General features: G+C 38.6%; 7 protein-coding genes. All 7 read left to right on the plus strand.

The features are described from left to right. The first annotated feature begins 49 nt into the window (after positions 1–49). Positions 50–1,078: a Holliday junction branch migration DNA helicase RuvB gene (gene ruvB, locus B4F31_RS10865; RefSeq protein ID WP_075325649.1), complete on the plus strand. Its 1,029-nt coding sequence runs from the start codon at positions 50–52 to the stop codon at positions 1,076–1,078. 3 nt (positions 1,079–1,081) lie between these two features. Continuing rightward, positions 1,082–2,416 carry a cytochrome P450 gene (locus tag B4F31_RS10870; protein WP_286761306.1) on the plus strand — a complete coding sequence of 445 codons (1,335 nt, stop codon included), beginning with the start codon at positions 1,082–1,084 and terminating at the stop codon, positions 2,414–2,416. Positions 2,417–2,791: 375 nt separating this feature from the next. Further along, complete coding sequence (locus B4F31_RS10875; RefSeq protein ID WP_286761344.1) at positions 2,792–3,139, plus strand: nuclear transport factor 2 family protein; 348 nt, start codon at positions 2,792–2,794, stop codon at positions 3,137–3,139. Between the two features lie 104 nt (positions 3,140–3,243). Then, a complete protein-coding gene (gene queG / locus B4F31_RS10880) occupies positions 3,244–4,173 on the plus strand; it encodes a tRNA epoxyqueuosine(34) reductase QueG (RefSeq protein ID WP_075325652.1) in 930 nt (309 codons plus the stop codon). Between the two features lie 210 nt (positions 4,174–4,383). Continuing rightward, complete coding sequence (locus tag B4F31_RS10885; RefSeq protein ID WP_093305046.1) at positions 4,384–6,669, plus strand: NADP-dependent malic enzyme; 2,286 nt, start codon at positions 4,384–4,386, stop codon at positions 6,667–6,669. A 171-nt stretch (positions 6,670–6,840) separates the two neighbouring features. Beyond that, complete coding sequence (gene ruvA / locus B4F31_RS10890) at positions 6,841–7,422, plus strand: Holliday junction branch migration protein RuvA (RefSeq protein WP_075325653.1); 582 nt, start codon at positions 6,841–6,843, stop codon at positions 7,420–7,422. Between the two features lie 64 nt (positions 7,423–7,486). After that, on the plus strand, positions 7,487–14,602 hold the full coding sequence (gene sprA, locus B4F31_RS10895) for a cell surface protein SprA (protein WP_286761345.1): 7,116 nt from the start codon (positions 7,487–7,489) through the stop codon (positions 14,600–14,602). The last annotated feature ends 18 nt before the right edge of the window (positions 14,603–14,620 follow it).

A 14,620-nucleotide genomic window follows, 5' to 3' on the forward strand; every position in this document is an offset into this window, starting at 1 on the left:
TATTTTACTTATCTTTGTTAAACTAGCTTATCTTTAATTTTGCTGATTTATGAATGAAAACCTGGATCCCAGCGGAGAGAATTTTTCTCCTGAAGAATTTGATATCGAAAGGGCATTGCGCCCCTTAAGTTTTGATGATTTTGCCGGCCAGGATCAGGTTCTGGATAACCTTAAGGTTTTTGTGGAAGCTGCAAACCAACGCGGTGAAGCTTTAGACCATACCCTTTTTCACGGTCCTCCCGGCCTGGGGAAAACTACTTTAGCGCATATTTTGGCTAATGAATTGGAGGTAGGAATTAAAGTTACTTCAGGTCCCGTTTTGGATAAACCGGGTGACCTTGCGGGATTACTCACAAACCTTGAAGAACGCGATATTCTTTTTATAGACGAAATTCATAGGTTAAGTCCGGTTGTTGAAGAATATCTTTATTCAGCAATGGAAGATTACCGAATAGATATTATGATTGAATCTGGACCTAACGCCAGGACGGTTCAAATTAATCTAAACCCATTTACCCTAATAGGAGCCACCACACGCTCTGGCTTGCTAACAGCGCCTATGCGGGCGCGTTTTGGTATTTCCAGTCGCTTACAATATTATTCAACAGAATTGCTTTCAGATATTGTTCAACGTAGTTCAGAAATTCTTCGTGTGCCTATTTGCCTTGATGCTGCTATAGAGATTGCAGGGAGAAGCCGCGGAACACCTCGAATTGCGAATGCATTACTTCGTCGTGTTCGGGATTTTGCCCAAATTAAAGGCAATGGAAAGATTGATATGGAAATCGCTAAATACGGTCTAAAAGCTTTAAATGTAGATGCCCACGGTCTGGATGAAATGGATAATAAGATCCTGGAAACCATTATTGATAAATTTAAAGGTGGCCCGGTTGGTTTAACTACTTTATCTACCGCGGTAAGCGAAAGTGCTGAAACTATTGAAGAGGTTTACGAACCTTTTCTTATCCAACAGGGATTTATTTATAGAACCCCAAGAGGGAGGGAAGTTACCGAAGCTGCTTACAAACATTTGGGCAGGGTAAAAGGAGATATTCAGGGCGGACTTTTTAATCAGTAATTTATGACTGAAGATGGCAAAATACCTGAAGTATCTTTACTGAAATTCCTAAAGCATTCCGCCAATATTTTAAAGAATCCTCTGCCTTTTCACCATAATAATTTTCAGAAGAAAGGAGATACATTTCGGTTAAATATTGGATTTAATAAATCAGTAATATTTTCCAGGGATGCGGGACTGGTGGAATATGTACTTCAAAAGAATCAGAAGAACTTCGTGAAGTCTGAGATCCAGACTAAAGATCTGGTTAAATATGTTGGAAAAGGATTGCTTACTTCAGAAGGCGAACACTGGAAAAAACAACGAAAGCTAATTCAGCCTGCATTTCATAAAAAACAACTTGCTAATCTGCTTGATTCCATAAAGCAGGCAATATTATTGGAATATAAAAAGATTACAGTAAATGAAGAACTGGATATTTTTCCTATTTATAATGATCTTGCTTTTCAAACCGTGGTTAAATCTTTGTTTAGCAGTGCTGCGAATCAGGAAGAGATCAATAGGTTGCAATATATTACAGAAGAGACCCAGAAAATGCTTGTTAAGGAACTACGCCAGCCCTATTTGGGATGGTGGTTTAAAGCAAGCGGGAAGATTGATAGTTATCTTAAACTTACTGCCGAAGCCCGGAACATTCTAAGAAAGATTGTTCAGGAAAGAAGAGAGTCAAATGAAAAATATGATGATCTTTTAGATATGCTGCTGGAAGCAAAGTATGATGACGGGAATTTTATGGATGAGGAGCAACTTATTGATGAGATTCTAATACTTTTTACTGCCGGTCATGAGACTACTTCCAACTCACTAACCTTTACGGCTCAATTGCTGGCGTTAAATCCGGAATGGCAGGAGAAGATCTATGAAGAAATTTCTTCTTTAAAGGAACAGGATCTGGACTTAATGAGTTATGTGATCAAATGCCAGATTACCCAACAGGTGATTGAAGAGTCTATGAGACTATATCCGCCGGCATATTTTATAGATCGGGTTAACCTGGAAGAAGATGAATTCGAGGGAAAATATTTTCAGCCTGGATCTAATTTATTGTTTTCCATTCATGAGGTTCATCGTCATCCTGACTTATGGGAAGATCCCGATTCTTTTAAGCCGGAACGCTTCGCTGAGGGAGGAAGAAAATATTCATCTCAGTATTTCCCGTTTGGCGCCGGCCCCAGGAAATGTATAGGTAATAACTTTGCCATGTTCGAGATGATCATTGCAGTTACCGAATTAGTAAGCCAGTATAAAATAGTTCCTGGTTTTGATGAGATCGATATTAAGCCACTTATAACGCTCAAACCAAAAAATGCTATTCTAAAATTTCAATCAAGATCCTGATTTTATATTCCGCTAAAACCATCTACTTTATTATTGACCTGACTTTAGATCAATAAACAATCATTATTTCCTTTTAATTCTTACTGAGCGCCCTTAAGTTTTCTAAAAAACTATTGTTCCGAGAGATCTCTCGGGAAACATCTTAAAAACCCCTGTAAACCCTTATTATTTTGTAAATCAAATGGTTGTACATTAAGTATCAATGTGTTTGAAAAAAATGTAACCTTAAAACTAAGTGTCATGAAAGCTAAAATGTTTATTCTAATTGCCTTACTTTTTGGATGCAGCTCGGCTTACTGCCAAACTGATCTGAGTAAGGAATATGCGCAAGAAAAGGAGGAAGTGAAGTATGCTCTTGAGGAGATAGAGTAAAGCATACGAAATAATGATACTGACAAATTAATCTCGATGCACGCCTACGGGCCAAAATTTACCGAATTCCAGGATGGCGGAAAAAGACAGGGGCCTGAAGAAAATGATGAATTCGAACGAAATTTTCTTGGAACCATTACTGCAGTTGAAAAGTGGGATTGGGAAGATCTGGAAATCCATATATATGGTGGTGACGTAGCTAATGTAACTTTCCATGCCAATTTCAAATTTGAAAGGGGCGAAGAAGCTTATGATTTTAAGATGCAGGGAACTTTACTTTTTATTAAAACCAGTGATGGCTGGAAAATTACCCATGAGCATATGGCTCCTCTAGCCGAAAACACACCATAGGCAAATATTCCATATTTTTTTCAGAGCCAGGATATATTATTGTTTCCAGAGCTCTTGGTTTTTAAATCCTTCAAATGTTTTAAAAATCGCATCTTTGTAAAACTATGAAGGATACTCTGAAGGAAGCTTACACAAAGTTGATAAAATCCGAAGCCGAACGCCTCGGATTTTTATCTTGTGGAATTTCTAAAGCAGAATTCCTTGAAAAGGAAGCGCCGCGCCTTGAAGAATTTCTCAAGAAAAATCGTCACGGCGAAATGCGCTGGATGGAGAATAACTTTGATAAGCGTTTGGATCCTACAAAACTCGTAGAGGGTTCTAAAAGTGTGATTTCACTTTTGCTGAATTATTATCCTGAAGAAACCCAGAGGAACGATTCTTATAAAATTAGCAAATACGCATATGGCCGGGATTATCATTTTGTAATTAAAGATAAACTGAAGCAACTATTGCAGTTTATGCAAGATGAAATTGGAGAGATTGATGGGCGGGCTTTTGTAGATTCAGCGCCGGTTATGGATAAAGTTTGGGCTGCTAAAAGCGGACTCGGCTGGATTGGAAAACACTCCAATTTACTTTCCAAACAAACCGGTTCTTTCTATTTTATAGCTGAATTGATTGTAGATCTCGAGTTGGAATACGATACTCCGGTTACCGATCACTGCGGAAGCTGTACCGCCTGCATAGACGCCTGCCCAACCGATGCTATTGTTGAACCTTACAAAGTAGATGGGAGTAAATGTATCTCGTATTTCACGATAGAGCTAAAAGATGAACTGCCTAACTCCTATAAAAACCAGTTTGAAGACTGGATGTTTGGCTGCGATATTTGCCAGGATGTTTGCCCGTGGAACCGTTTTTCAAAACCTCACAACGAACCATTGCTTAATCCGCATCCAGAATTATTAGAAAAAGATAAACAGGGCTGGGAAGAACTTACCAAAGAAACTTTTAATGAGATCTTTAGAAAATCGGCTGTGAAAAGAACAAAATTTGAAGGGTTAAAGCGAAATATTGAATTTATAAGCAAATAATATTAAAGTTTTAACCTCAGTAAACTGCAAGAATCATTAAAATTTATAAGCTTTTCAGGCTAAAACAGCTCCTCTTTTATTAAATTTTCATTAAAATACGGGAGATAAAATAATCCGTCAATTTTCTGAATTTTAAGTTTTCTTTTTTCCGCTAGAGTTCAATATTGAAACCAAGCTTGCTACCTTTGTAGTAAGTAGAAAAATTAAATTATGAGCAATAATCCTAGAAAAAGAAGAGAAGCACTGGTTTACCATGCCAAACCCAAGCCCGGGAAAATAGAGGTAGTACCTACAAAAAAGTATGCAACACAAAGAGATCTTTCCCTGGCATATTCCCCTGGGGTGGCAGAACCTTGCCTGGAGATAGAAAAAGATAAAGAAAACGCTTATAAATATACTACCAAAGGAAACCTTGTTGCCGTTATCTCTAATGGAACCGCTGTTTTAGGTCTTGGAGACATTGGTCCAGAAGCCTCTAAGCCGGTTATGGAGGGTAAAGGTTTGCTCTTTAAGATTTTTGCCGATATTGATGTTTTTGATATTGAAGTAGATACTAAAGATGTAGATAAATTCATTGAAACGGTTAAAAATATCGCTCCAACTTTTGGCGGAATTAACCTTGAAGATATTAAAGCTCCCGAAGCTTTTGAGATAGAAAAGCGATTAAAAGCTGAGCTGGATATTCCCGTAATGCATGACGACCAGCACGGGACAGCCATCATTTCGGCTGCGGCTTTACTAAATGCACTGGAGCTTGCTAAGAAAAAGATGGAAAAAGTGAAGATCGTGATAAGCGGTGCCGGTGCGGCAGCGGTTTCATGTACTAAACTTTATAAAGCTTTTGGAGCAAAAGCTGAAAATATTATAATGACAGATAGTAAGGGCGTAATTAGAAAAGATCGTCCAAACCTGTCTGAAGAAAAAATAGAGTTTGCTACTTCCAGGAAAATAGATACCCTGGAGGAAGCCATGAAAGATGCCGATGTATTTGTTGGCCTTTCTATCGCCGATATTGTTTCTCCAGAGATGCTAAAAAGTATGGCGAAACGCCCTATCGTTTTTGCCATGGCCAATCCAAATCCCGAGATTGATTATCAACTGGCAATGGATACCCGTAAGGATATTATTATGGCTACGGGAAGAAGTGACCACCCCAACCAGGTGAATAATGTACTTGGATTTCCGTTTATTTTCAGGGGAGCCTTAGATGTTAGGGCCACAAAGATTAACGAGGAAATGAAAATGGCCGCGGTAAAAGCTTTAGCCGAAATGGCCAAGGAACCCGTACCCGAGCAGGTGAACATCGCTTATGGAGAAACCCGTTTAAATTTTGGTTCAGATTATATTATTCCAAAGCCATTTGATCCGCGTTTAATTGCTAAAGTGCCACCGGCAGTGGCCAGAGCTGCAATGGAAAGCGGTGTGGCGAGACAACCTATTCAGGATTGGGATAGGTATGAAGAAGAACTGCTTGAAAGAATGGGCAGTGATAACAAGATCACAAGGTTGTTGCTAAACCGTGCAAAAATGAATCCTAAACGAATTGTTTTTGCTGAAGCTGATCATCTTGATGTGCTTAAAGCAGCACAAATTGTGCACGATGAAGGAATCGCTATTCCAATTTTACTGGGCCGCCGAAAGCTTATTGAAGAATTAATGGCAGAAATAGACTTCCACGAAGAAGTTGCTATTATAGATCCAAAATCTGATGAGGAAGAAGAGCATAGAAAAGCTTACGCGCAGGTTTATTGGAAGACGAGAAACCGTAGCGGTGTAACGCTTTATGATGCCGAAAAACTAATGCGGGAACGTAATTATTTTGCCGCCATGATGGTTAACGAAGGTGATGCCGATGGCTTGCTTTCAGGATATTCCAGGGCCTACCCGGCAGTAGTAAAACCTATGCTGGAACTTATTGGTATGGCTCCGGGAGTTACCCGTGTAGCCGCCACCAACCTTATGAATACGTCTAGAGGTCCTCTTTTTATAAGTGATACTTCTATTAATATAGATCCGCCGGCAAAAGATCTTGCTAAAATTGCCCAAATGACGGCGAGAACTGTGCAATTATTTGGTTTAGAACCGGTAGTTGCTATGATGTCTTATGCCAATTTTGGTTCATCTAAAGATCCGCGTGCTACAAAAGTGAAAGAAGCTGTTTCTTATTTACACCGTAATCATCCTGAATTAAATGTAGATGGAGAGTTGCAGGCCGATTTTGCGCTTAACCGTGAAATGCTTCAAAATAAGTTCCCATTTTCAAAATTAGCGGGAAAAAAAGTAAATACTTTAATTTATCCTAATCTTGATTCAGCCAACAGTACTTATAAGCTAATTAAAGAACTTAACAAGGTAGATTCTATTGGCCCGATTATGATGGGAATGCGTAGGCCAGTTCATATTCTTCAGCTTGGCGCAAGTGTAGAAGAAATTGTGAATATGACTGCTGTAACTGTAGTTGATGCACAGGAAAAAGAAAAAAAACAAAAGAAGTAAGTTTACAAATTTGTACATAAGTTGAATTATTTCAATTTTGAGGTAAGTCCGAAGGATTTTTAAATTCGCTTATCGAGTAAAATAAGTTGCATATACAGTAGTTAAGCCCGAAGCAAAGATTTCGGGCTTAACTTTTATTTACTACATTTGGCTCGTTAAGTTTAAAATTTTATGATTCATCATCTTAAGGGGCAATTAATAGAGAAGAATCCTACCTACATAGTAATCGCTTGCAACGGCGTGGGGTACATGGTCAATATTTCTCTTCATACTTTTTCTCTCATACCAGATTCAGAAAATATAAGTATTTATACCCATTTACACGTTAAGGAAGATTCCCATACGCTTTATGGTTTTTATCAAAAGTCTGAAAGGGATATTTTTAGGCTGCTAATTTCGGTTTCGGGTGTGGGTACCAGTACGGCCAGGACAATGTTATCTTCTTTAGAACCCAACCAGGTTAAAGATGCTATTGCAAATGGCGATGTTCCCACCATACAAAGTGTAAAAGGAATTGGTGCTAAAACCGCACAGCGCGTAATTTTGGACCTAAAAGATAAAATATTGAAAGTCTATGGGGAAGACGAAGTTTTTGTTCCTCAGGACAATACTATAAAAGAAGAAGCGTTATCTGCATTAGAGACTCTCGGCTTCGCAAGAAAGCAGGCTACAAGGGTAGTAGATAAGATAATGAAAGATTCTAACAGCCCTACCGTAGAATCTATTATAAAAATGGCTCTTAAAAATTTGTAAAGAATTGAGGCACAATTACTGGAAATTGTCAACTTCGGTTAAGCTCAGCTTGTTGTTGTCATTGATAATTTCATTGAGTTCCACTGCACAGGAAACCCCTCAGGATACCACCGAAACCGGGTATACTTTGGGTGAAATAACGCTGCCTGATTCTGAATTAATCTCTTCTTTCTACGAATACGATCCTATTTTAGACCGGTATATTTATCGGGAGCAGTTGGGAGATTTAGATCTTTCTATCCCTTTAATTTTAACTCCTGAAGAATACGAAAACCTGGTCTTAGATGAAGAAATGCGCAATTATTTTAAGCAGAAAATTGATGCGCAGGCCGGGCGAAAAGAAGGAGCAGCGGAAATTCAGCGAGATTTATTGCCAGATTTTTACGTAAATAATAGTTTTTTTGAAAGCATTTTTGGTGGTTCAGAAATTAATATTGTTCCGCAGGGAACGGTAGAGATGGATTTGGGTTTGCTTTACACCAAACAGGATAACCCGGCTTTTTCTCCAAGGAACAGGCAAAACCTCACTTTCGATTTCGATCAGCGAATTAGTTTAAGCCTGCTTGGGCAAATAGGGGAACGCTTACAAATCACCGCCAATTACGATACAGAATCTACATTTGATTTTCAAAATCAATTAAAGTTAGAATACACGCCTACCGAAGATGATATTGTAAGAAAAATTGAAGTAGGAAATGTAAATATGCCGCTCAATAATGCGCTAATGCAGGGCGCACAAAGTTTGTTCGGATTTAAAACCGAATTACAATTCGGAAAAACCCGAATTACCGGTGTGTTTTCTGAACAGAAATCAGAACGAAGAACGGTAAATGTGGAAGGTGGATCTACTGTAGAAGAATTTGAAAAGTTTGCACTGGATTACGACCAGGATCGTCACTTTTTTCTTTCTCATTATTTTAGAGACAACTATGGTGAGGCGCTTAAAAATTATCCTTTTATAAATACCAATATTCAGATTAAAAGGGTGCAGGTTTGGGTAACCAATAGAACCAATAATGTTCAAAACCTAACCGATACGAGGAATATTGTCGCTATCCAGGATTTGGGAGAAACTAATTTACCGGGAAATATAGGTTTAGATAACATTCCAGCAGGGTTTTTTAATCAGCCAGGAGGAAGTTTTCCAGATAACGAGAATAACGATTTTAATCCATTTGGTATAAATGGTTCGGCAGAATCTGTGCTTACGTCCGCAATTAGAGATGTGGCAACGGTAGATAATGGTTTTGGCGGAGTTCAGGTTTCAGAAGGGCTGGATTATGTAAAATTGGAGAATGCAAGACAATTGCAGCCCAACGAATATAGTTTGAACACCCAACTTGGTTATATTTCCTTAAACCAGCGATTAAGCAATGATGAAATTTTAGCCATCGCCTTTCAGTATACGGTAAACGGTGAAGTTTACCAGGTTGGAGAATTCGCCAACGATGGCGTGAATGCAACAGGAGACAATAATCCTGCTCAAAACCCAACACAAGATCCCAATGAGCCGGTAACAAACCAGCGCATAAACCAGAACCTGGTGGTTAAAATGCTAAAAAGCACTATTACAAATGTAGATGAGCCTGTTTGGGATTTAATGATGAAAAATATTTATAGTCTTGGCGCTTATCAATTAGAGCGGGAAGATTTTAGAATGAATATTTTATATACAGATCCGCAGCCACTAAATTATATAAAACCTGCTGGTGATGGCTCGGTACCATTGCCTGAAGATGTTAGGGAAGCCCCATTGCTTAGGGTTTTTAACCTCGATAAATTAAATAACAATAACGACCCTATAAATGGTGGAGATGGTTTCTTTGATTATGTGCCTGGTCTAACAATAGATCCACAAAATGGAAATATAATTTTTACTTCGGTAGAACCCTTTGGGCGGCATTTATTTGAAAAACTTGATAACTCCCCCAATACCGGAACCGAAGATTATAATAATCCCGAAACCTGGAATGCCAATCAACAAAAATATGTTTTTAGGTCTTTATATCGAACCACGAAAACACAGGCAGAACAGGAAGATGCCGATAAGAATAAATTTCAGTTAAAAGGGAGATATAAATCGGGCGAAGTTGAAGGGATTCCTATTGGCTTTAACCTTCCGCCGGGATCTGTTACCGTAACTGCCGGGGGTAGGTTGTTGCAGGAAGGTGTAGATTATGTAGTGAATTATGAATTGGGAAGAGTTCAAATTATAGACGAAGCTTTGTTAGCTTCAGATATTCCAATCCAGGTAAATACCGAAAATAATGCCTTGTTTGGGCAGCAAACCAAACGTTTTACAGGGATAAATGTAGAACATCAGTTTAATGAAAATTTCCTGGTTGGTGCTACTTTCCTAAACCTCAAGGAACGCCCGCTAACCCAAAAAGCAAATTACAGTTACGAGCCCATAAATAATTCAATTTTCGGTTTTAATGTGAATTATTCTACCGAGGTTCCTTTGTTTACAAGGCTGGTAAATAAGTTGCCCAACATAGATACCGATGTACCTTCTAACTTTTCGGTAACTGGAGAATTTGCCTATTTACAACCTGGGGCACCGGCAATTAACGATTTTCAGGGAAAAGCAACCACCTATATAGACGATTTTGAAGCAGCGCAAACTACAATAGATATTAGTGCTCCATTAAGTTGGGAATTAAGTAGTGTTCCGCTTGGGTATGGTGGGGAACGCGCCAATGGCGATATAAAGGTGGGTGATAAAAGGGCGAAATTGGCCTGGTATACTATAGATCCTATTTTTTATAGCAGTAACCGCCCCAATGGGATTACAGATAACGATATTTCTACCTACGCAACAAGAAGAGTTGCCTTGAGCGAAATTTTTCCGAATACCGATGTAGTGCAAGGACAGCCCCAGGTGGTGTACACTATGGATGTAGCTTATTTTCCTGAAGAACGTGGGCCTTATAATTTTAACCCTGCAGCCACAAATGGATCCCTGCCCAATCCTTCGGAAAGTTTTGGAGGAATAATGCGCGGAATAAATACTACCAATTTTGAACAAAGCAATGTAGAGTTTATAGAATTTTGGGTAATGGACCCTTATATTTATTCTGAAAATAGGGGAAATTCAGCGGGAACTATCAATTTTAATTTAGGGAATATTTCTGAAGATGTTCTGAAAGATGGTCGTAAACAATATGAAAACGGTTTGCCCGCTAGTGGTGGCGCAGAAAATACCATAGAAACGCAGGTTGCCAAAGTCCCTGCAGACCAATCCTTAATTTATGCTTTTGATTCTGAAGGGGAAGAGCGAACCAACCAGGATGTGGGTTATGACGGTCTATCAGATGCGCAAGAATCATTAAAATTTCCTGAATTCAGCAATTTACCCGATCCTGCGGCAGATAATTACGATTATTTTCTAAATACCGATGGCGATATAGTTAATCGCTACCGGAATTATAACGGGCCAGATGGCAACTCGCCGCCAGAAGTTGGCGATACCAATAGGGGAAATACCACATTGCCAACTACTGAAGATGTGAACCGGGATAATACAATGAACACTATAGATAGTTATTTTGAATATAAAATACCTTTCTTCCCTGGGATGGGCGTAGAAAATAATCAATATATAACGGACGAGAAAGAACTTACCACCACGCTTAGAAATGGGAATGAACTCCCGGTGCGCTGGCTTCAGTTTAAAATTCCAATTTACGAGCCTACAGATGCTAAAGGAGGTATAGCCGATTATAGATCTATTCGTTTTATGAGAATGTTTCTTAGTGGCTTTGAAGAAGAAACTTTATTGCGCTTTGGAACTATGGAATTGGTGAGAGGCGACTACCGAAGGTATAATCGCGGTTTAAGAGATAGAAATATTCTTCCGGAAAATCAAAACACTCTTTTTGAAGTTTCAGCAGTAAATATTGAGGAAAACGAAAATAGGCAACCGGTGCCTTATGTTTTACCTCCGGGCGTAATTAGAGAAGAGCTTTTTGAAAATAATACCAATATAAGGCAAAACGAGCAATCACTTTCTCTTAGGGTTTGTGATCTGGAACCACAGGATGCGAGGGCGGTTTACAAAAATTTCCAGATAGATATGCGGCAGTATAAAAACCTTGAAATGTTTTTACACGCTGAATCGCTACCCAACCAAACTCCTTTAAAAGAGGGACAGTTGGTAGCTTTTGTAAGAATGGGAACCGATTTTACCGATAATTATTATCAAATTGAAATTCCATTAAGTCCCACGGCTTTTGGCGCGATGACTGCTGAAGATATCTGGCCGGAAGTTAACCGAATGAATCTTCCGTTGGAACTACTTCAACGCGTAAAAACGGGTGTTTTAGGAGATCCTTCTTTAAATTCTGGAGAATTAAATTTCTTTACCGAAAACCTGAAATTAATTGACGAAGAAGACTCCTATGAAATGGATCAATTACGCCTTGGGATAAAAGGAAACCCCAGTTTTGGAAATGTAAGAGTATTAATGTTAGGTTTAAAAAATGGAACTCCCACCAATGGGGTTCAGGATTTATGTGGAGAGGTTTGGTTTAACGAACTAAGACTTTCAGATCTTGATAATGAAGGCGGTTGGGCAACAATAGTTAATATGGACACCAATTTTTCTGATTTTGCTACGGTTGCCGCTACCGGTAGAAAAAGTACCGTGGGGTTTGGAACAATAGAACAGGGGCCAAATCAGCGGAGCCGGGAAAATTCACAACAATATGATGTGGTGACCAATATAAATGCCGGCCAGTTACTTCCAGAAAAATGGGGTGTGAAAATTCCGTTTAATTATAGTAGGGGCGAGGAGTTAATTACACCAAAATACGACCAGGAATTTCTTGATTTAGAACTGGAAACAAGACTTGCCGATATTGTAGATCCTGTAGAAAGAGATAGGGTAAAAAAACAATCGCAGTCTTATACAAAACGGCAAAGTGTAAATATTATAGGCTTGCGGAAGGAACGCACTGGCGAGGCAAAACCCATGCCTTATGATATAGAGAATTTTGCTTTTACAACTTCTTATAATCAGGTAGATCATCGGGATTTTGAAATTGAAGAGTCTTTAAACCAAAATGTAAGAGCCGGGGCAACCTACGAGTTTAATTTTGAACCCAGACAGGTAGAACCTTTCAAAAATATTTCGGCTTTAGATAGCAGCGATTATTATTCCCTGGTAAGAGATTTTAATGTGAATTTACTGCCTTCTAATATAAATGCGAGTTCTACGATTTTAAGACAATACAACGAACAAAAATTTAGATCCCTGGAACTCTCAGACGATGATTTGGGAATTCCAACACTTTACCAGCGAAACTATATGTTTAACTGGGAATATGGTGTAAATTATAATCTTACTAATTCTCTAAATTTCAGCTTCAACGCTTCCAATAATCGAATAGTAAGAAATTATATAGATGAAGACGGTTTTGCCAACAATACGATTGGGGTTTGGGATAATTTTTTCAGTATAGGCACACCAGATTTGCATTATCAAAATCTGCAGGTTAATTACGATCTTCCTTTTGATAAAATTCCTGTGCTGGAATTTATAAATGCTACGTATTCTTATACAGGCGATTTCCAATGGCAACGCGGTTCCAGGATTTACGAAAACCTGGAAGGAATTCCAGATATTGGAAATAGTGTTCAGAATTCAAGTTCTCACCAAATAAATGCAAGTTTAGATATGGAGAGCCTGTATTCTTACCTGGGGCTGGAAAAGAAAGAAGGGCGTGGAGGCCAAACTATAAAGCAACGAAGCGCCGGGGTGCCTACATTAGATGGAAGTCCACGAGATGCAGAGCGAACCCAAAATACCCAAGTGGTTGAGAAAACTAGCAAGAGCTTTAATACGTTTGTAGATTTTGTAACTATTTTAAGTAGACTGCAGGTAAACTATCGCGAAAATGAAGGGACTTTTCTTCCCGGTTATACTCCCAGCGTGGGGTTTATGGGCACCTTGCAGCCCAGTACAGCCTTTACTTTTGGTTGGCAGGATGAAGTTAGGTATACCGCTGCCAGAAGAGGTTGGTTAACCTTATTCCAAAATTTTAACCAACAGTATTCTACACTTAAAAACGAGCAATTAGACGTTCAGGCTTCGCTGGATATTGTTCCAGATCTTACTGTAGATATTAGCGCAAATAGGAATTATTCAGAAAATTTCTCAGAGAATTATAGGGTAAATCCTACTACCATGGAATATATTTCTTTGACGCCTTATAATTATGGGAATTTTAATATTTCTACTATTCTAATAAAAACCGCCTTTAATCAGTCAGATGAGCAATCTTCTGAAACTTTTGAAAACTTTAGGGAAAATCGCCTAAATATTGCTCGCCGTATTGCTCAGGAGAGAGGTTTAGATCCCAATAATGTAGATGAAGACGGTTATCCGGTAGGAATAGGAAAAACAAACCAGGCCGTTTTATTACCGGCTTTTGTTTCGGCCTATGCAGGGAAAGATCCCGAAGATATTAAGCTGGGAGCTTTTAGAGATATGCCTTTGCCAAACTGGAATATGAAGTATACCGGTTTAATGCGAATTGGTTGGTTTAAAGATAAATTCAGAAGAATTTCCATCAATCATGGCTACCAGTCTAACTATACCATTAATCAATTTCAAACAAACCTGGATTACGATCCCGAGAATGAATTTGAAACCAACCAAGCCGGGGATTTTAAAAACCCAATGCTGTATTCTAATATTGTTTTAACTGAATTATTTACGCCGCTTTTCCGATTAGACCTGGAAACGAAAAATGCTATTCAGCTTTTAGCAGAAGTAAGAAAAGACCGAATGCTTTCCCTGAGTTTTGATAATAATTTATTGACTGAAACCACCGGAAACGAATATATTTTAGGTGCGGGTTATAGAATTAGCGATTTAAGGATTGCCACCGGCCTTGGAGGCACCAATCGTATTCTAAGCAGCGATCTTAATTTTAAAGCAGATGTTTCCTTTAGAAGAAATAAGAGTATTATAAGGTATTTAGATTTAGAAACCAGCCAGGTAATTGCCGGCCAGGATATATGGCGTATTAATTTTACAACAGATTATGCAATTTCCAGTAATCTAACGGCAATATTTTATTACGAACATAATTTCTCTGAATATGCAGTATCTACTGCATTTCCGCAAACAACCATAAGATCGGGTATTACACTTAGATATAATTTTGGAAATTAATTGAGGCTTGTTTGAAGT

The sequence above is a fragment of the Salegentibacter sp. UBA1130 genome (assembly GCF_002311535.1).
Taxonomy (GTDB): Bacteria; Bacteroidota; Bacteroidia; order Flavobacteriales; family Flavobacteriaceae; genus Salegentibacter; species Salegentibacter agarivorans.

Bases quoted from the DNA above. Each gene is read 5' to 3' on its own strand.
- B4F31_RS10885 (WP_093305046.1), top strand. From the start codon at position 4,384: ATGAGCAATAATCCTAGAAAAAGAAGAGAAGCACTGGTTTACCATGCC.
- queG (WP_075325652.1), top strand. From the start codon at position 3,244: ATGAAGGATACTCTGAAGGAAGCTTACACAAAGTTGATAAAATCCGAA.
- B4F31_RS10870 (WP_286761306.1), top strand. From the start codon at position 1,082: ATGACTGAAGATGGCAAAATACCTGAAGTATCTTTACTGAAATTCCTA.
- ruvB (WP_075325649.1), top strand. From the start codon at position 50: ATGAATGAAAACCTGGATCCCAGCGGAGAGAATTTTTCTCCTGAAGAA.
- ruvA (WP_075325653.1), top strand. From the start codon at position 6,841: ATGATTCATCATCTTAAGGGGCAATTAATAGAGAAGAATCCTACCTAC.